Genomic DNA, 18,753 nt, shown 5'->3' on the forward strand with positions numbered 1-18,753 from the left:
AATAATTTTATAACGATAAATACAATGAAAAAGATCAGCAGAATTTTGATGTGCGCTTTCCTGTTGCTGGGATTTGCCGCTTGCAGTGATTCCGACGACGACGGGGACAATGGAAACAACAACGGGAATAACAACGGGACGCAGCTCGCCGCCCCTGTCCTGGCCAAGGGAACGGTCGAGGAGGAGGCTTTCGTCGTGACCTGGCAGCCCGTCGAACACGCGGATTTATATATCTATTCGCTCAACGGAGGCGCCCAGTCCAGCACATCGGGCACATCCGCCCGTTTCGAGGAACTGGAGCCCGGAACCGAATATACGGTTGCGGTCAAAGCGCTTTCGAGCGGTTCGGAGTACACGACTTCCGAGGCGGCCGAGATTAAAGTCACCACGCTCGAAGAGGATACTTCCGGAATGATTCAGTCGGCCGAGTTCGACGCCCTCGTCGGTTCATGGGTCGGCAAGCAGACCGTAAAATACGCTACGGGCATCGATGTTGCCGGGGGCGGTTTCTTCTACCAGACCGAGGAGTGGACATTCGATGTCGACATCGTGGCGCAGGTCGGATCGCGGAAATTCCGCAAGGAGAACTACCTCGTCTGTCAGGGACTCGGTGACTTCAAGAAAGAGGGCAGCGCCCGAACCTATGAAGCGCTTATCAAGGAGGGCTTTACCGAAGAGCTGGCCGTTGAAGGATTCGGCCCCAAATGGTTCCTTCAGCTCAAGGAAGACGGTTCGATTGTCGTCGATGCGACCACCAAGTTCAATGTGATGAGCTGGTTTGCTACCGATGAACTCGGCCCGTACTACCTGCTCGGCGGTGCTGACGACAAGACTTTCTCCGATTGCGAATGCGAACTTCCCGTCACGATAAACGGCGACGAACTGCGTGTGGGGTCGACCGTCATCTCCAACAAAACCTGGACGCCCTCCATCTTCCAGTGGAATCCCAAGCAGGGGGCCTATGCCCGTTACTACCTCGGTGAGTCCGACATCGTGCTGACGCGCAAGAAATAAGCCGGTTCCCGGTGATCAGGGCGCCCGTGGAAACCACGGGCGCTTTTTTATCGCCGCAAAGTGCGAGGACGCCCGCTGTCCGGGAATATCGCTTCCCGGGGTGCCTTGCCGGAAGATGCGGCCGGGCAATTTCCAAATAAATTTGGTTCTCCCCCCGGCTTGCACTATCTTTGCACCTTAAACAGTAAGGTATGGCAGGATCTAACTTTGTAGATTACGTAAAGATATTTGCCCGTTCGGGACACGGAGGGGCCGGATCGGCGCATTTCCGCCGTGAGAAATTCGTGGCGTTCGGCGGCCCCGACGGTGGCGACGGCGGCAAGGGCGGCAGTATCGTCCTGCAGGGCGACAGCCAGTACTGGACGCTCATCCACCTCAAATACCAGCGCCACCAGTTTGCCGAGGATGGCCAGAACGGTTCCGGCGCCCGGTCGTCGGGTAAGGATGCCAAAGATATTGTCATTCCCGTGCCGCTGGGCACGGTCGCCCGGCGCATCGTCGAGCTGGAGGACGGTACCACAGCCCTGGAGGATGTAGGCGAGGTTACGGCCGACGGCGAGCAGCTGGTGCTGCTGCAGGGCGGGCGCGGCGGCCTCGGAAACTGGCATTTCAAAAGCGCCACGAACCAGACGCCCCGCTATGCACAGCCGGGTGAGGAGGGCGACGAGGGGGCTTTTATCCTCGAACTGAAAGTGCTGGCAGACGTGGGGCTGGTCGGTTTCCCCAATGCGGGCAAGAGCACGCTGCTGTCGGTGGTTTCCGCCGCCAAACCCAAGATTGCCAACTATGCCTTTACGACGCTCGAGCCCAACCTCGGCATCGTCGAAGTCCGCGACCACAAGTCGTTCGTCATGGCCGATATTCCCGGCATTATCGAGGGGGCGCACGAGGGCCGGGGCCTGGGAACCCGCTTCCTGCGCCATATCGAACGCAATTCGGTGCTGTTGTTCATGATTCCCGCCGACAGCGATGACATCCGGCACGATTACGAGGTGCTGCTGGGCGAACTGACGCAGTATAATCCCGAGTTGCTCGACAAACAGCGCCTGCTGGCCGTCACGAAGTGCGATATGTTGGACGACGAATTGATCGGGCAGATGAAGTCCCATCTTCCGGAGGGAGTGCCGTCGGTGTTTATCTCGTCGGTTTCGGGACTGAACATCATACAGCTCAAGGATATGCTGTGGGAAGCCCTGCACCGGTAGCGAAGTCGATTTCGCGGTTGGTGACGCGGAGCGTGTATTTCCCGTTGAAATAATCGATTACACCATATATGGAGCCTGTACCCTGCGGTACGGGCTCCGTTGCGTATGTGCAGGTGCCTGACGTCCGCACCGGGAGTGTGCGGCCGGTGCCGTCGGCCAGCAGCCGTTCGGTCGTCACGGGACGGCCGGTTTCCGGGTCGGTGTCGCACCAGTTGCCCGTTTCGGCGAAATGCACGCCGTTGAAATATACGTAAGTGTCGATATGCCGGGGGCCGATTTCGCCGAACGTGAGTGCCGCGGGACGCAGGGGATTTTCCCCGTCGCCGCTCACCCGGAGATAACGACCCAGTTCCGCACGGGGAATGCGTCCTGCGCCGTATGCGTCCGCAGGAGTTGTGCCGAGCTGTACTTTCCCTCCGTAGTCGCACAACGTCAGTCCGTTGCAGTAGACGGTCACGGCCGCGCCGACCGGATAATCGACATAGAGTTCCGCGCCGTCGACGGCGATGCAGATTCCGCCGCTTTCATCCTGTATGACGAGTGTCTTGTGGAATTCGCCGTACAAATTGTTGGCCGTGACCACGCCCCCGACGGTAATGTCTGCGGTTACGGGGGTGCATTCGCCCGTACAGAGGGATTTGAGTCGTGCAATCGTACTTGTCGCCTCTTCCCCGCCTTCGTTTCCGAAGCGGGGCTCCGACGACTTGTCGCAGGCCGGCAGTGTCAGTGCCAGCGCTGCGGCCATCGCCGCCGATACGGCCCGTGCCGTCAGCAGGAGCCGTTTAATGCGTGCAGTCGTTTTCATCGCGCAGTTTGAGGATGTAACGGCCGTCACCGGCATCGTCGTATTGCAGAATCCCCGTAAGCGTACAGCGCCCGACGGGCACTTCGTCGCCTGCAAACCGGGCATAGTTGCGTACGTACGTGTGGACTTCGGCCCCGTTGTCGTCCGTAAAACGCTTGTATCCGGCCCACGTGCCGGGCGTGAGGTCTTCCGGAGTGTACCGGAGCGCTTCGAGCCGCACCAGCGTGCCGCATCGCTCGGGTGTCAGTTCGCGAATCGTCAGCAGGGTGGGCACGAGTGGATGCAGCTGCTCTCCGTTGCGTGTGAGCGCAGCGTCCAGAGCCGGTTTCGAGCCGATGTAATCCGTTACGAAACCGCTTCCGGCGGCGGGTGTGCGTCCGGCCTGCAATATGCCGCGGCTTTCGCCCAGCGCCAGCCCCTTAAGCCGCAGTGTGACCCGGCATCCCATCGGGAAATCGTTGTGCAGTTGGTCGATGCCGGCCATGATTTCCATGCCGGCGCCCTCGTCCTCGATGCAGAGCGTGCGGTAAAAGTTTCCGCCGAGGTCACTGGTGTTCACCCGGCCCGAAACCACAATATCCCCGGTCACCGGGAATGTCGTGCCCGCATATTTTGCGCGCAGCTCGCCGATGGTCGTCGTGACGGGTTCCGGCGGTGTATCCCCGCCGGGTTTTCCGAACCGGGAGTCGTAACACCCGGCCAGCAATATCACGGCGCAAAGCAGCGGAAGGCGGCGCATACGGCTATTGTTCGATGCGGGAATCCTTGAGGCCGAGGAAGTAGAGGATACCGTCCAGGCCGATGGTCGAGATGGACTGGCGTGCCGTCGCTTTGACTTTGGGCTTGGCGTGGAACGCAATCCCGAGGCCTGCGAGGTTGAGCATCGGCAGGTCGTTGGCGCCGTCGCCGACGGCTACCGACTGGGCGATGTTGATCTCTTCGAACTGGCACAGCAGGCGCAGCAATTCGGCTTTGCGGCGTCCGTCGACCACCTCGCCGACGTAGCGGCCCGTGAGTTTGCCGTCCTCGATTTCCAGTTCGTTGGCGTAAACGTAGTCGAAACCGTATTTTTGGCGCAGGTAGTTGCCGAAATAGGTGAAGCCGCCCGAGAGGATGGCCGTCTTGTATCCCACGCGCTTGAGGATGGTCATCATGCGCTCCAGCCCCTCGGTGATGGGCAGGTTGCGGGCAATCTCCTCCATGACCGACACGTCGAGTCCTTTCAAAAGGGCCACGCGCTGCGTGAAACTTTCGCGAAAGTCGATTTCGCCCCGCATGGCGCGTGCCGTGATTTCGCGCACTTCGTCGCCGACCCCGGCGCGCTCGGCCAGTTCGTCGATTACTTCGGTTTCGATCAGCGTCGAGTCCATGTCGAAGCAAATCAGCCGGCGGCTGCGGCGGTAGATGTCGTCTTTCTGGAACGATACGTCGAGTCCGATTTCCGAGAGGTTCATGAAGCCCGCCTGCATGGTGCTGCGGTCTTCGTCCGTGAGCGAGCCGCGTACCGAGAGTTCGATGCAGGCCTTGGCCGCGCGGTCGTCCTCGCACAGGGGCATGCGGCCCGTGAGGCGTTTTATGGCGTCGATATTCAGGTCGTGCTGCGCCACGACTTTGGTCACTTCGGCGATGTGGCGCGCCGTGACGGTGCGGCCCAGCAGGGTGATGATGTAGCGGTTCTTGCCTTGGCGGCCCACCCAGTCATCGTATTTCTGTTCCGAAATCGGTGTGAAGCGAATCATCACGCCCAGTTCCGATGCCTTGAACAACAGCTCTTTCATGATGTTTCCCGACTTGTCGGAAGTGGTCTTGAACAGGATGCCGAGTGTCAGCGACTGGTGGATATTGGCCTGTCCGATGTCGAGGATGAAAGCGTCGTAACGCGCGAGTATTTCGGTGAGTGTGGAGGTCATTCCCGGCTTGTCTTCGCCGGAGATGTTGATTTGGATAATCTCAACGTTGTTCTGCATTGTATGTCGTTTTTCCTGTTTCCTTTCCGTAAATTCGTTGACAAAGTTAGTAAACTTCTCTTTTTTTTGGTTAATTTTGCACTCAAACTTTAAATATTGAACTTTATGTGGCCTCTTTTTACCGGTGCCGGTGATACGGCGCCGCTGATGCTGCCCGACAGCGTCCAGAAAGCCAACCTTGCCGAAGCAGTCAACAAAATCGCGAACATGGACTTCGAACAGGTGCTGCAGAATATGCTGTCGGAGTCTATCTGGATTTTGTTGAAGATTGTCCTCGCGCTGGCGATTTACTTCGTCGGCCGCTGGGTGCTGCGCCGTATCGTGAAACTGCTCGATTTGGCGCTGGAGCACCGCCACGTCGATATTTCGCTCCGGTCTTTCATGCGCAATACCGTGCGGGTAGTCTTCACGCTGTTGCTGGTGCTGATCGTCGTGTCGACGCTGGGCGTCAACGTCACGTCGCTCATCGCCGTCTTCTCGGCCGCCACGCTGGCCATCGGTATGGCTTTGAGCGGTACGGCCCAGAACTTCGCGGGCGGCGTGATGATTCTGCTGATGAAACCCTATCGTGTCGGCGATTTCATCTCGGCGCAGGGACAGTCGGGCACGGTACGTGAGATTAAACTCTTCTCCACGGTCATCACCACGGGAGATAACCAAACAATTTACATTCCGAACAACGCGATTGCCACGGCGATTATCGACAATTACTCGACCTCCGAACTGCGCCGCGTGGACTGGTCGGTCGGAATCTCCTACGGCGACGACGTGGATGTGGCCCGCAAGGCGATCCTCGACATTCTCGCCGCCGACAGCCGTGTGCTGAAAGACCCTGCGCCCGTGGTATGGGTCGCGGCGCTTGCCGACAGTTCGGTGAACCTCTCCGCCCGCGCGTGGGTGAACAATGCCGATTACTGGAATGTATTCTTCGAGAACAACGAGAAATTTTACAAACAACTGCCCGAAAAGGGGATTAATTTCCCGTTCCCGCAGATGGATGTACACGTGAAAAATAATTAACCGAGAAAATCAAGATGAAAAAGCTGTTATTACTGATTGCCGCAGCCTGCTGCATGGCGGCCTGCAACAAAGAGTTGGGCCCGGAGTACAGGACCCCCCCCCAACTCGGTGAGGTTACCTATACGCCGACGGACGTGCAGGCAGACAATGTGGTTACCGTACGTGTCCCCATAACGAGCACCTACGGGCTGTACAGCGGATGGATCGTGTACTGGCTGGGCGAGGACCAGGAGAATGCGAAGTCGACCACGCCTTATTTCTATACCAAATCCGATACGTCGGTAATCTTCGAGGGGAAAATACCTGCCCAGGAAGCCGGCTCAAAGGTATCTTTCGTGGTCGCCGCCATGAATCCCTACAGCGTGCTCGCTTCGACGCAGGTGTATAATTATACGGTAGCGGGTGGTTCCGAACCCGAACCGGACGAGAATTAATTTACCAGATATAAGATAAATATGGAATTGAAAGAAATCCTGGCCATTTCGGGCCAGCCCGGACTTTATAAGTATGTCGCGCAGTCTACGAACGGCGTGATTGTCGAATCGCTGCTCGACGGCAGGCGGATGAATGCCTCCGCCTCCTCGAAAGTGAGCTCCCTGACCGAAATATCGATGTTCACCGAGGGCGACGACATTCCGCTGGCCGATGTATTCACGAAGATTTATGCCCACACGGGCGGCAAGGAGGCCATCAGTCCGAAAGAGGCGCCCGAGAAACTGAAAGCGTATTTCGCCGAGGTGCTTCCCGAATACGACCGCGACCGGGTGCACGTGTCCGACATGAAAAAGTGCTTCGCGTGGTATAACACGCTGGTAAATGCCGGCTTTACGGAGTTCAAACTTCCTGCCGAAAACGAGTAATGCGACAGTCCCGCCCCGGCGGGACTTTTTTGTGTTACATCCCGGTTAAATTCACCGGCTTTCCTTGCCGTTGTTACCGGGTTTATGCTATCTTTGTTCGAGGAAAAACAATTTGCGTTATGGATAAGAAGACAAAAGTACTGGCATTGGTCGCCCACGACAATATGAAACGCGATTTGGCCGAATGGGTCGACTGGAACAGCATGAAATTATGCCGCCACCACCTCGTATGTACGGGTACGACCGGCAAGATGGTCGAGAAGACGCTGCGCGACCACAAGGAGGAGCATGAAATCGGGGAGGAACATGGTGAGGTGCTCGACCTGAAGATTACGTTGCTCAAATCGGGCCCGCTGGGCGGTGACCAGCAATTGGGCTCGCTGATTGCCGACGGCAAAATCAACGCCCTGATTTTCTTTTGGGATCCCATGTCGGCGCAGCCGCACGATGTCGATGTCAAGGCCCTGTTGCGCCTCGCGACGCTTTATAACATTCCGACGGCCATCAACCGTTCCTCGGCCGACTTCCTGATATCCTCGCCGCTTTTCGAGGACGACGATTACGAACCCGTCGTAAAGGATTACAAAGCCTACATCGAGCGCGTGCTGAAATAGGGTAGTGCGGGATAGGATTTAAAGGGGCTGTCGAAAACAGCCCCTTTATCGTATCTCGGAACTGCCAATCCGGTATGGCGGAGGTTTCCCGCCCTGTTACTATAAGTCGTGTGAAAGCGGAGCCGGAACGGTGCCGCTCACGTCGAAGTCGCCCCAACGCTGGGCAATCGAGTCGAGTGTCGCGAACAGCTCCTCAATGTCGAGCGACGTGACGAGTTTCAGGCGTGTTTGCTTGAAATCGGGCAGTCCCTTGAAATAGTTCGACATGTGGCGGCGCATCTCGAGGATGCCGACGAATTCACCTTTTATTTCGAGCGATTTGCGCAGGTGCTCCTTGGCAATCTCCACCCGTTCGCAGACCGACGGCTGGGGCATCACCTCGCCCGTTGCGAGGTAGTGCTTCACTTCGCGGAATATCCACGGACGTCCGTAGGTCGCCCGTCCGATCATTACGCCGTCCACGCCGTAGCGGTCGAACATTTCGGCCGCTTTCGGCCCCGAGTCCACGTCGCCGTTGCCGATAATCGGAATATGAATCTGCGGGTTGTTTTTCACCTTGCCGATTAACGTCCAGTCCGCCTCGCCGCGGTACATCTGCGACCGCGTGCGGCCGTGTATGGTCAGTGCCGCGATGCCCATGTCCTGCAACCGCAGGGCGATTTCTTCGATATTCTTCGACTCTTCGTCCCAGCCCAGGCGGGTTTTCACCGTCACGGGCGTCTTCACCGTCGCAACGATTTGCCGTGTCATCTCGACCATCAGCGGCACGTCGCGCATCATGCCCGACCCGGCGCCGCGCCCGGCGATCTTCTTGACCGGACAGCCGAAGTTGATGTCGATGATGTCCGGGCCGGCCGCTTCGGCCATGCGTGCCGCCTCGACCATCGGTTCGATCAGGTGCCCGTAGAGCTGAATGCCCACGGGGCGTTCAGCATCGTCTATTTCGAGCTTTTTGAGCGACTTCGCCGCGTCGCGTATCAACCCGTCCGACGAGATGAATTCCGTGTAGACCACGTCGGCGCCGAAGCGCTTGCACATGTAGCGGAACGACGGGTCGGTCACGTCCTCCATCGGCGCCAGCAGCAGGGGTTTCTCCCCGAGTTCTATATCGGCTATCTTCATGATGCGCTTTCCATGTCGTGTGTTACCAGTATCTTGTCGATGCGTACGCCGTCCATGTCGACGATTTCGAGCTCGAACCCGTTCCATCGTAGCTTTTCGCCCGTGGCGGGGATATGCTTCAGCTGGTCGAGCACCAGGCCGCTGATTGTGTTGTAGGCGTTGCGCGGAAAGGTGTTCTCGGCTCCGAAGAACGCCAGAAAATCGTAGAACGGGCACTGTCCGTCGATAAGGTAGCTGCCGTCCTCGCGCCGTATGATGTCGGGCTCCTCGTAGCTGTCGGGGATTTCACCCACCAGCGCCTCGAAAATGTCTTTCAGGGTGATGATGCCGCGCGTCACTCCGAACTCGTCGCACACGATGCCGTAGCCGAGCTGTTCGCTGCGCAGCTGCTCCAGCGCGCTGTAAACTTCGAATCCCTCGTGGAAGAATTTTGCCGGCGAAAGGCATTTGCGGATGTCGAATTCCGGGTCGTCGATTTGACGGAACAGGTCTTTCAGGTAGACCACGCCGATGAGTTTGTCGAGGCTTCCCTCGCCCACGGGATAACGGTTGTGGGGCTCGCGGGCGACCCGTTCGCGGATTTGCTCCGGAGTCATCGCTGCGTCTATCCAGACCAGTTCGCTGCGGAAGGTCATGATGGATTCGACCGTCCGGTCGCCCAGCGAGAATACGCGGCCCATGATTTTCTGCTCCACCTCCTGCACTTCGCCGTCCTCCGTGCCCTCCTGGATGATGGAGCGTATCTCCTCCTCGGTCACTTTCGAATCCGATTTTTTGAGTCCCAGCAGGCGGGTTACGCCTGCCGTGCTGCGCGACAGGAGCCATACGAACGGCGAGGCCAGCAGCGAGAGCAGGCGCATGGGGCGCGCCACGAACTTGGCGATTTTCTCCGCCGAGTTCATGCCGATACGCTTGGGTACGAGTTCCCCGAAGATGAGGGTCAGGTAGGTGACGACGATGACGATTGTAATCTGCGCCACAATTGTCGCCGTGCGCAGGGATATGCCGAGCGCAGCGAGCTCCCTGCCGAATTTTGTCGCCAATGCATCGCCCGAGTAGATACCCGTGAGGATGCCTATCAGCGTGATGCCGATTTGTATGGTCGAGAGGAATTCGTCCGGATCTTCGATGAGCTTCTGTGCCTGCCGCGCCCCTGCGTCGCCCTGCCGGGCCTGCATCTCGAGGTTGGAGCGGCGCGCCGAAATCATGGCGATTTCCGACATGGCGAAAAAGCCGTTGAGAACTATCAATAACAGAATAATAAGGAACTCCATGTATGTGGGGTTTGTTTGCCTGCAAAGATAGCATATGGCAGGGGGAATGCCAAATTTATTTGCGTGCTGCGGGAACCTGCGGCAACTCTGCGGCGTGCCGCTTCCGCCCGGTTTGAAGAATATGGGCCCTGGAAATTGAATTATTCGCTGAAAAACATTAAATTTGCAGGCAAATTCGACAAAAATTATGAATATTGAAAACTTTATTTCGGATGCAGTCCTCCGTTGTGTGGAGGCACTTTACGGCCCGTTGGACGGCGAACAGTTGCAGATTCAGAAAACCCGCAAGGAGTTCGAGGGCGATTATACGCTCGTGACGTTCCCGCTGCTGCGACGAAGCCGCAAATCGCCCGAGGCCACGGCAGCCGAAATAGGGGAGTATATGACGGCCAATGTCGCGGAAATCAAGTCGTTCAACGTTATCAAAGGGTTTCTGAACCTGGTGCTCGACAGTGCTTTCTGGGCTGCGCGCTTCGCCGAGCTCGCCGCCGACGAAAATTTCGGACAGGCTCCGGCCACGGGCCGTACGGTGATGGTCGAATATTCGTCGCCCAACACCAACAAGCCCCTGCACCTCGGTCATATCCGCAACAACCTGCTGGGTTATTCCGTAGCACAGATACTCGGGGCCAACGGACACAATGTCATCAAGGTCAACCTGGTGAACGACCGCGGTATTCATATCTGCAAATCGATGCTGGCGTGGAAACTCTACGGCAACGGCGAAACGCCCGCATCGTCGGGCATGAAGGGTGACCACCTCGTGGGCAAGTATTACGTCGAATTCGACAAGCACTACAAGGCGCAGATCAAGGAGCTGATGGCGCAGGGACAAAGCGAGGACGAGGCCAAGAAAAACGCTCCGGTGATGCTCGAAGCGCAGGAGATGCTGCGCAGGTGGGAGGCCAAAGACCCCGAGGTCTATTCGCTCTGGGAAACGATGAACGGCTGGGTTTACGAGGGCTTCGACGTGACATACAAGGCGCTGGGCGTCGATTTCGATAAAATATACTACGAGTCGCAGACCTACCTGCTGGGCAAAAGCCTCGTCGAGGAGGGGCTCAAAAAGGGCGTTTTCTACCGCCGTCCGGACAACTCGGTCTGGATTGACCTCACGGCCGACGGGCTGGACGAAAAACTGTTGCTGCGCGGTGACGGCACATCGGTCTACATGACGCAGGATCTCGGCACGGCCTACCGCCGTTTCGAAGAGAATAAGCTCGACGACATGATTTATGTCGTGGGCAACGAGCAGAACTACCATTTCCAGGTGCTCAAGCTGGTGCTCAAAAAGCTGGGCTACGCCGACTGGAGCGACCACATCACACACCTGTCGTACGGCATGGTGGAACTGCCCGAGGGCAAAATGAAGTCGCGCGAGGGTACGGTGGTCGACGCCGACGATTTAATCGCGGGCATGGTAGCCACGGCCCGCGAAATGTCGGACGAACTGGGCAAGCTCGACGGCTGCACAGAGGCGGAGGCCGATGCCGTTTCGACGATGGTCGGACTGGGAGCGCTCAAATACTTCATCCTCAAGGTCGACCCCAAGAAGACGATGCTGTTCGACCCCCGCGAGTCGATCGACTTCAACGGCAATACGGGCCCGTTCATCCAGTATACGCACGCACGTATCTGCTCGATTCTGCGCAAGGCTGCGGAAGCGGGCATCGATTTCTCCGGTGAGGTGCAGGCGGATTACCTGCCCGAGGAGATCGATTTGGTCAAGTCGCTCACGGAGTATCCCGCCGTAGTCAGGGCTGCGGGCGAGAGTTTCGCCCCCTCGATTGTCGGTGCCTACGTATACGAACTGGCAAAGCAGTTCAACGGGTACTACCACGACCACTCGATTCTCAAGGAGGAGAACGCCGAAACCCGTAAAATGCGCCTCCGGCTGGCCGAACAGGTCGCCCGCGTTATCCGCAGCGGCATGAAGCTGCTCGGCATCGACGTGCCGGAGCGGATGTAATGCCGCCGTATCCGTAAATATCTGATATTACAGACCGTAAAGGCCGGACTTCATCGAAGTCCGGCCTTTACAGTTGCCCCTTCCCGGGTGCGGTTTATCGTCTTTCGGGTGTGCCGGGTTTTCCGGAATTGCTCTGCAGCCGTTATTTCCCGCCGATGTTGATGAACGGCATCGCTCCGCCGCCGCTGTAGGTCGGGAGTTTGCCGTCCCACTTGTTTACGGCGTCCTGCTGCACGAGCAGTGCGCTCAACGACTGTGCAACGACCCGGTTGTAGTAGGCTTCGCCGTCGCCCTTGATGCGCAGGGCCTGCGCCTCGCCCTGTGCCTTGGCGATCTCTATCTTCGCGTTCGCTTCGGCCTCCTTGACCTTGTTCTCCGCTTTCAGCGCATTCTGCACGGCTTCGTTCTTGGCATTGATGGCTTCGGCCAGCGACTGCGGCGGCGTAATCTGCGAGGTGAACTCCTCGACGATAAATCCTTCCGCCGAAAGGCTGACTTCGAGCCGCTTGCGCACTTCCGATTCGAATTCCCCGCGGTGCGACATCAGGTAATCCGACGTATATTGGTTGGCGCAGGTGCGGTAAGCCTCGTATATGCAGGTGCGGATGTAGCCGTCCTCGATTTCGCCGAGGGTCTTGCGGTATTTGGTGAATACGTCGGTCGCCTTGTCCGGGTCGAGCCGGTAGGCGATTGTCGGGTCCATCGTGAATTCCGAGGCGTCTTTGGCATTGACACGGAACGGCTCGTAGGTCTTGCGCTGCACATAGACTGGGTATTCGAATATGTTCTGCGTGATGGGATTGAACCAGACCCAGCCCTTGCAGGTGCCGAGTACGCCGCCGTACTGGCTGGCGTCGGACGACCATTTCTTGAAGCGGATGCCGACCGAGCCGCTGTCGATTGTTTTGCAACTCATAAATGCGATTCCCAGCAGTAGCAGGGGAATGATTGCGAACAGCAGGTGACGCGGTTTGACCTGCTGGATTTTGGGATTGTCGAGAAGATCCATGTCCGGATAATTTTAATGGTAAATACGGTTTCACAAATATAGGAAAAAATCCGTATTTGCTTCCGTATACCGGTATTTACTGCGGTCGGCATCCCGCAATGGCGTTGCAGGCCGATGCGGTCGCTGTGCGGAAGCGGTCGGTATATATTTGTGCCGTCTTGTGTATTGCCGTAGCCGTTGCTGCCCGCGAATAGCCGTTGCAGGCCCCAAAGTATATGAAATTGCCGGATACGACTGTCCGGATTGCCGGGTGAAACGGCTGGTTCTCTGGTACGAATCTTGCGATGTTGGTGGCGAGAATTAACCAACACAATTTTTGCGTGAAAACAATCTTTACAACATTCGCTCTATCTCTTGCGTTGTGTGCCGCTGCCGGAGCGACGGCCCAGGTCAGGAGCGCGGCACCGGTGCCTGCGGCCGATACCGTGATGCTTTCGGAGACTACCGACGGCGATTACCTTGTCCGCAGGTTCATCGTGAAGCGCCAGGACGATACGGATTATAGGATTCGCTATCAAATCAACCTGGCAAAGCTCTCCTCGAAACTCGACGGCAATACACGGGAACTCGACGGGCTGAACAACTTCGTCGCCAACCTGATGCAGGATACGCTGATGAATGTCAAATCGGTCGAAATCACAGGTTATTCGTCGCCCGACGGTCCGGTGAAATTCAACCGGACGCTGGCTGAAAACCGGGCTGCGGACTTCAGGAATTATGTGGACAAGAAGTATGGTTTCTCGAAGAAATACGATGTGACGGTGAATTCCGTGGCCGAAGACTGGGAGATGTGCCGCGCACTGGTCGCGCAGTCGGCCGTTCCGGACAAGCAGGCCGTGCTGAACATTCTCGACGGCAGTCAGTCGCCCGATGCCAAAGAGCAGGCGCTGAAAAAGATGCCGTCGGCCTGGGAATATATGGTAAAGAATATCCTGCCGCCGCTGCGCCGGGTCGAGCTGACAATCAACTACGGCGCGGGCAATATCGTCGAGCAGCGTACGATGATTCCCAAACCCAAAGTGGTGCCGCAGCCCGAACAGGCCTGCGAGCCCTGCAGGTGCGAAGTGGTCGATGAAACGATCACGGGCATCATCGTCGAGATGCCCGGGTCGGATGTCGATTTCCGGAAAGATATGCGGGATGCCGGCAGCTACTCGAAAAAGGAGCTCCGCGAAGCGGGACGGATTGCAAGGGAGCAGGAGCGTGCCGCCCGCAAGATAGCCAAAAAGGAGGCCAAGGCCGCCATGAAAGCCGAAAACGCCGCTAAAAAGAGTTACAGGGAGCTTGAAAAAATGTAACCGGCGCCACATATACAGGAAAGGGATTCCCGGCGAGGGAATCCTTTTCTTTTTTTGAGTTCATCGTGCCCCGGGCTTGAATATATTTGATAATCCGAAACGTTTTATTACCTTTGTCGGAGCATATTTTAAAAATACACGATAATATGGCAAATTTAAGGAACCTGAAGAAAGAGATCGATTACCGTCTTGAAGAGGTGGTTTTCGACTGCGATATGGCTATTTGTTTCCAGCCGTCGAAAGAAAACGAGATTTTCGAAGTGATGCAGGAGGCCGTCGCCGTTCGCAACGACCTTTTCGCCAAGGCCAACAATCCCGCCGAGCCGCATAATCCCTCGCTCGTGCGCAAGCACTATGCGGCTTTGCGTGCCGAGATGATCGGGGCATACGACAAACTTTTCGAGAAGTTGAGCAAAATCAACGAAACGAAATAGGGCAGCCCTGTCCGGCTTGAAGACGGTTTCCGTTTCCAAAACACCGTCTCGCAAATAAAAAAACCACTCTTCGGAGCGGTTTTTTTTGTTGCCTTTCTGTCACTTTCTTTTGGATATTCCGAAAAGTTTGTATATTTGTTGAGCTGCAAAAGGAAATAAGTATATTTCATTTTAAAATCCTTTTGTTTGCTTTGTCAGTAAAAAACCAAACTACGCATGAACCAAACTGTTTTTGACAAGATCGGCCTGCCCAAACACCTCGCATGGGCTTATCTGGGTATCCTTATTTTTATGATGGGCGACGGCATCGAGCAAGGGTGGTTGAGTCCCTATCTTGTCGGGCGTGGACTCTCTCTGGAGCAGTCTGCCGGGCTTTTCACCATGTACGGTGTTACTATTGCCATATCCGCCTGGTTTTCGGGCGTTCTGGCCGAGGCCTATGGGGTGAAACGCACCATGTTCGCCGGACTTGTCATGTACCTGCTGGGAACCTGCGGTTTCGTCGGGCTGTCGCTGCCCGGGCTGGATTATCCGATGATGCTCGTCACGTACGCCCTGCGCGGGTTCGGTTATCCGCTGTTTGCCTATTCGTTCCTCGTATGGATTGCCTACGCCGCGCCGAAAGAGGGGTTGGGGAAAGCCGTCGGATGGTTCTGGTTCGTATTTACGGGCGGCCTGAACGTTCTTGGCGCCTACTATTCCAGCTGGGCCATCGAGCGGATTGGCAATATCAATACGCTGTGGACATCCGTGTTCTGGGCTTTGCTGGGGGCGTTCTTCGCGCTGGTGATGAATAGGTCGCAGAACCGCCCCTCGGTTGCCGGAGGCACCCGGGAAAAGATGAAGGAACTGCTGAAAGGCATCACCATAATGAAAGAGGAGCCCAAGGTGCTGCTGGGCGGTATCGTCCGTGTGATTAATACGACGGCCCAGTTCGCTTTTCCCGTTTTCCTGCCCATGTACATGGCGGAGTACGGTTTTACGACGACGGAATGGCTCCAGATTTGGGGTACCATCTTTACGGCCAACATTGTTTTCAACCTTATATTCGGATTTGTCGGCGATAAAGTGGGGTGGCGCAATACCATCATCTGGTTCGGCGGCGTGGGCTGCGGCATTACGACGCTCCTGTTCTACTATTCGCCGCAGTTTTCGGCGGGTAACTTTTGGGTGGTCATGGCCGCCGGCATACTCTGGGGCGCTTTGCTCGCAGGCTATGTCCCCCTGTCGGCGCTGATGCCGTCGCTCGTCAAAAAGGATAAGGGGGCTGCCGTTTCGGTGCTGAACCTCGGCGCCGGGCTTCCGGTTTTCGTCGGGCCCGCCATCGTCGGCCTGTTCTATCAGCTGGTCGGGGGCGAGGGTGTCGTGTGGATACTCGCGGGACTCTATTTCTTCGGGGCTTTCCTGACCAGGTTCATCACCCTTCCGGGAAACGCCAAAACCGCGTAAGCGGCGGCTTGCCGGCCGTTTATTCGTGGTCGCGGCAGCAATCTCCCGGATGGTGCTCCAGCACGGTGTGGGGGATATGCCCGTGCGATACGATTTGGATAGGACAGTCGTAATTGCGCAGCTGTTCCTCGGTTATTACGTTCGAATGGTGGCGGTGAACGCGGCGGTTGACGCAGACAATCTCCTTTACGACGCTGGTGATTGTGCCGATATCGTGCGAAACCATCACGATTGCCATGCGGCGGTTCAATTCATGCAGCGTACGGTATAGTTCGTTCTCGAACTTGTTGTCCACGAAGTTCGCAGGTTCGTCCAGTATCAGCAGTTTCGGATCGGAAATCACAGCCCTGCACAGCAGTGCCCGCTGCATCTGGCCGCCCGACACTTCGCCGATCGGTTTATGTGCCGTATCTTCTATGCCCGATGCCGCGAGCAGCCCGAGGACTTTTACCCGGTCGGCTTTCGTGTAACGGGATACGAAGCCCTTGCGGCCCTGCAAACCCGACAATACCACCTCGAGTACCGAGATGGGAAATGCCCGGTCGAAATCCGAAATCTGGGGCATGTAGCCGATCAGCCGCTCTTTGCCGCAGAACAGTTCCGGGGCCAGTTTTACCTCGCCCGTGTGCGGTACCGTGCCGAGTATGGCCTTTACGAGCGTCGTTTTTCCGCCTCCGTTGGGGCCGATAATCCCCAGGAAATCGTCCGGTGCGATGTCCAGGTTAACCCCGGCCAGCGCTTCGTAACCGTCGTAGGATACGCCGACGTTGCGTAATGTCACCAGGTTCATTTGCTTGTAATTATACCGGTTATGCCGTCGATATTGGCGATTACGTCTTCGCGCAGCGGGTCTATCTCCACGTATTCGGCGTCGATGTCGCGTGCGATGACCTCCACGGTCGATGCCGGAAACTGGTTCTGGTAGAGAATGCGCCGCACGCCGTCCTCACGGGCCTGCCGGATGATTTGCGTCAGCTGCCTGGCCGAGGGTTCCTTGCCGTCGGCCTCGATGGCCACTTGGCGCAGACCGTAATCCCGGGCATAGTAGGTGAGGGCCGGGTGGTAAATGATGAAGTATTCCACGCCGCTTTCTGCTATTTGCTCCTTCGTCCGCTTGTCGAGAGCTTGTAATTCCTGCTGCAGGTGCCGGTAGTTGGTTTCGTACTTCACCGAGTCGGGGTATGCGCTGCGAATGGCTTCGTATGCGTTTTCCGCCATTTTCTGCAGGGCTTTGGGCGATGTCCAGACATGGGGGTCGACGCCGTGGGCATGCGTATGGCCGTGGCTGCAATGCGAACAGGAGCCGGCAATCAGTTCGATGCCGTGGCTTAAGTCCACGACTTTTTCCTGCTCTTCGACTTTGGACAGCAGCGTGGTTTCGAAGTCGATAAGTCCGACGTTAAAAATCATGCGGGCTTTGTTCAGGCCGACGAATTGCCGGGGCGTCGGCTCGAAGGTTTCGGGGCTTGCACCCGGCGGTACGAGCACCTCGATGTCGAAATCATCGCCGACGATACCCTGTACAAGGCTTCGAAGCGGCAGTATCGAAACGTACAACGTCTTCTCCTCCGTTTGCCGGCGGGGTGTACAGGCGCAGGTCAGCGCAACTGCGAGCAGGACGATACAGATTTTACGCATTTTGTATTCTGTTGTAAATTAATGTTTTATAAGTGATGCAGTAGGGTAGTCCCCTTTTCTTCTTATAAGCAACAGTCAGGCCGATGGCAAGTGCTATTGTGCACAATCGCAGCGCATTGGCCCAGACATCGCCGACGGAGCCGGTCGTACTTACGCGAAACAGGATCCACGGCAGGTTCATCAGCGTGTGGAGCCAGATGACGCTCCACAGGTTGTAATTCCATTCGACATAGAGCCAGCTGAAGAAGAAGCTTCCCAGGGCGGTAATGCCGAACGCGGAGAGTGCGGACAGCAGGTCGTGGCCCTGATAGAGGTGGAGCGAGCCGAATGCCAGCGCCGTCAGCAGGGCCGCAGGCAGGAAACCCCACGCGGCGTAGCGGAACAACTGTCCGAAAACAAATCCCCTGTATATCAGCTCTTCGAAAAATCCGGCGACGAATATCCACGTAACTGCCGCGTCTATCGAAATTTCCCGGTCGAACGTTCCGATAACGGCGTAGCCGGTGAGCATCGGCAGTACCGTAAGTAGGGCAAAAAGCAGACCTATGCCGAATCCGTGTGCGAGTCCCATCGAGGCTGCGATGTCGCGGCGTTTGTGCAGCAGGAACAGCGTTCCGAGCGGAATAAGCCCCGCCAGTAGATAGTTTGTTGTGTAATGTGTTGATTTATATATAATTAATGCATTGCCGAATGCCTGCGTGGGAAGATTGAAATACCATAATACGAAAAACAGCCCGAATGCGGCCAGGATAATCAGCGTGCGTATTATATAACGGTCATTTTCAACCATTTGTTCGGATTTAATGCTACAAAATTAGCAAAAAATCAGATAAGTTTGATGTCGCCGTCACTTGCGATAGCTTTTGTTTTTTATAATGTACTGAATAGTAGTGTCTTATAATCGTAATATTTATAATCACAATTATAATTTAACATAATGGTAATATTATTTCATAACTTGTAATTGGTATTGGTTCACTCCAAACCGTCAAAAACCGCTTAAACTTATGATTTCAAACCCTATAACCACATCCCGAGCAAAAACCCTGCCTTGTTCGGGCACACCTCCGAAAGC

Annotated in this window: 19 protein-coding genes; 10 read left to right on the top strand and 9 right to left on the bottom strand. The window is 56.4% G+C overall.

The annotated features are described in order from the left end of the window. Nucleotides 1-24: 24 nt before the first annotated feature. Nucleotides 25-1,014 carry a fibronectin type III domain-containing protein gene (locus QZT71_RS00395; protein WP_295911097.1) on the top strand — a complete coding sequence of 330 codons (990 nt, stop codon included), beginning with the start codon at nucleotides 25-27 and terminating at the stop codon, nucleotides 1,012-1,014. Between the two features lie 191 nt (nucleotides 1,015-1,205). Next, nucleotides 1,206-2,219, top strand: a complete 1,014-nt coding sequence (gene obgE / locus QZT71_RS00400; protein ID WP_295911098.1) for a GTPase ObgE — start codon at nucleotides 1,206-1,208, stop codon at nucleotides 2,217-2,219. Here obgE and QZT71_RS00405 read toward each other — a convergent pair. The 3 genes from QZT71_RS00405 to serB are packed head-to-tail and all read right to left on the bottom strand — an operon-like array spanning nucleotide 2,185 to nucleotide 4,991. Beyond that, nucleotides 2,185-3,024, bottom strand: a complete 840-nt coding sequence (locus QZT71_RS00405; RefSeq protein ID WP_295911099.1) for a DUF5689 domain-containing protein — start codon at nucleotides 3,022-3,024, stop codon at nucleotides 2,185-2,187. The genes obgE and QZT71_RS00405 overlap by 35 nt on opposite strands. Next, nucleotides 3,002-3,763, bottom strand: coding sequence for a DUF5689 domain-containing protein (locus tag QZT71_RS00410; RefSeq protein ID WP_295911100.1), 762 nt, complete (start codon nucleotides 3,761-3,763; stop codon nucleotides 3,002-3,004). Before QZT71_RS00410 ends, QZT71_RS00405 begins: the two co-directional genes overlap by 23 nt. 4 nt (nucleotides 3,764-3,767) lie before the next feature. Next, nucleotides 3,768-4,991: a phosphoserine phosphatase SerB gene (serB, locus tag QZT71_RS00415; RefSeq protein ID WP_295911101.1), complete on the bottom strand. Its 1,224-nt coding sequence runs from the start codon at nucleotides 4,989-4,991 to the stop codon at nucleotides 3,768-3,770. A 105-nt stretch (nucleotides 4,992-5,096) separates the two neighbouring features. On the opposite strand from serB, the gene QZT71_RS00420 reads away from it, so the two are divergent. From QZT71_RS00420 to QZT71_RS00435, 4 genes are all read left to right on the top strand, one after another. After that, on the top strand, nucleotides 5,097-6,011 hold the full coding sequence (locus QZT71_RS00420; protein WP_295911102.1) for a mechanosensitive ion channel domain-containing protein: 915 nt from the start codon (nucleotides 5,097-5,099) through the stop codon (nucleotides 6,009-6,011). A gap of 14 nt (nucleotides 6,012-6,025) precedes the next feature. After that, the gene (locus tag QZT71_RS00425) at nucleotides 6,026-6,445 is read left to right on the top strand and encodes a hypothetical protein (protein WP_295911103.1); all 420 of its coding nucleotides are present in this window, start codon (nucleotides 6,026-6,028) and stop codon (nucleotides 6,443-6,445) included. A 21-nt stretch (nucleotides 6,446-6,466) separates the two neighbouring features. Next, nucleotides 6,467-6,871: a DUF5606 domain-containing protein gene (locus QZT71_RS00430; protein WP_295911104.1), complete on the top strand. Its 405-nt coding sequence runs from the start codon at nucleotides 6,467-6,469 to the stop codon at nucleotides 6,869-6,871. Nucleotides 6,872-6,990: 119 nt separating this feature from the next. Further along, on the top strand, nucleotides 6,991-7,485 hold the full coding sequence (locus tag QZT71_RS00435) for a methylglyoxal synthase (protein ID WP_295911105.1): 495 nt from the start codon (nucleotides 6,991-6,993) through the stop codon (nucleotides 7,483-7,485). A gap of 99 nt (nucleotides 7,486-7,584) precedes the next feature. On the opposite strand, the gene dusB is transcribed toward QZT71_RS00435, so the two are convergent. Together dusB and QZT71_RS00445 are read right to left on the bottom strand one after the other, a co-directional pair. Further along, the gene (gene dusB / locus QZT71_RS00440) at nucleotides 7,585-8,607 is read right to left on the bottom strand and encodes a tRNA dihydrouridine synthase DusB (protein WP_295911106.1); all 1,023 of its coding nucleotides are present in this window, start codon (nucleotides 8,605-8,607) and stop codon (nucleotides 7,585-7,587) included. Then, the gene (locus QZT71_RS00445) at nucleotides 8,604-9,881 is read right to left on the bottom strand and encodes a hemolysin family protein (protein ID WP_295911108.1); all 1,278 of its coding nucleotides are present in this window, start codon (nucleotides 9,879-9,881) and stop codon (nucleotides 8,604-8,606) included. The genes dusB and QZT71_RS00445 overlap by 4 nt, the downstream gene beginning before the upstream one ends. Before the next feature lie 187 nt (nucleotides 9,882-10,068). Between QZT71_RS00445 and argS the strand changes: the two genes are divergently transcribed. Next, nucleotides 10,069-11,850 (top strand): arginine--tRNA ligase, encoded by a 1,782-nt coding sequence (gene argS, locus QZT71_RS00450; RefSeq protein WP_295911109.1) that lies wholly within the window; start codon nucleotides 10,069-10,071, stop codon nucleotides 11,848-11,850. Nucleotides 11,851-11,992: 142 nt separating this feature from the next. Here the strand turns inward: argS and QZT71_RS00455 are convergent, their stop codons facing one another. Continuing rightward, complete coding sequence (locus QZT71_RS00455; protein WP_295911110.1) at nucleotides 11,993-12,859, bottom strand: prohibitin family protein; 867 nt, start codon at nucleotides 12,857-12,859, stop codon at nucleotides 11,993-11,995. A gap of 320 nt (nucleotides 12,860-13,179) precedes the next feature. Between QZT71_RS00455 and QZT71_RS00460 the strand changes: the two genes are divergently transcribed. The 3 genes from QZT71_RS00460 to QZT71_RS00470 all read left to right on the top strand — a co-directional run bounded on the left by QZT71_RS00460 (nucleotide 13,180) and on the right by QZT71_RS00470 (nucleotide 16,040). Continuing rightward, the gene (locus QZT71_RS00460) at nucleotides 13,180-14,157 is read left to right on the top strand and encodes a hypothetical protein (protein WP_295911111.1); all 978 of its coding nucleotides are present in this window, start codon (nucleotides 13,180-13,182) and stop codon (nucleotides 14,155-14,157) included. Between the two features lie 146 nt (nucleotides 14,158-14,303). Further along, on the top strand, nucleotides 14,304-14,591 hold the full coding sequence (locus QZT71_RS00465; protein WP_295911112.1) for a hypothetical protein: 288 nt from the start codon (nucleotides 14,304-14,306) through the stop codon (nucleotides 14,589-14,591). A 216-nt stretch (nucleotides 14,592-14,807) separates the two neighbouring features. Beyond that, nucleotides 14,808-16,040 (top strand): MFS transporter, encoded by a 1,233-nt coding sequence (locus QZT71_RS00470; protein ID WP_295911113.1) that lies wholly within the window; start codon nucleotides 14,808-14,810, stop codon nucleotides 16,038-16,040. Nucleotides 16,041-16,059: 19 nt separating this feature from the next. Here QZT71_RS00470 and QZT71_RS00475 read toward each other — a convergent pair whose 3' ends face one another. From QZT71_RS00475 to QZT71_RS00485, 3 genes are read right to left on the bottom strand one after another with little or no spacing between them, the layout of a single operon-like run. Next, entirely contained in the window at nucleotides 16,060-16,830 is a 771-nt protein-coding gene (locus tag QZT71_RS00475) for an ABC transporter ATP-binding protein (protein WP_295911115.1), read from the bottom strand. Then, on the bottom strand, nucleotides 16,827-17,678 hold the full coding sequence (locus QZT71_RS00480; RefSeq protein WP_295911117.1) for a zinc ABC transporter substrate-binding protein: 852 nt from the start codon (nucleotides 17,676-17,678) through the stop codon (nucleotides 16,827-16,829). Before QZT71_RS00480 ends, QZT71_RS00475 begins: the two co-directional genes overlap by 4 nt. Beyond that, nucleotides 17,671-18,468: a CPBP family intramembrane glutamic endopeptidase gene (locus QZT71_RS00485; RefSeq protein WP_295911118.1), complete on the bottom strand. Its 798-nt coding sequence runs from the start codon at nucleotides 18,466-18,468 to the stop codon at nucleotides 17,671-17,673. The genes QZT71_RS00480 and QZT71_RS00485 overlap by 8 nt, the downstream gene beginning before the upstream one ends. Nucleotides 18,469-18,753: the final 285 nt, after the last annotated feature.

This window comes from uncultured Alistipes sp., assembly GCF_902388705.1.
In the GTDB taxonomy this organism is placed as follows: Bacteria; Bacteroidota; Bacteroidia; order Bacteroidales; family Rikenellaceae; genus Alistipes.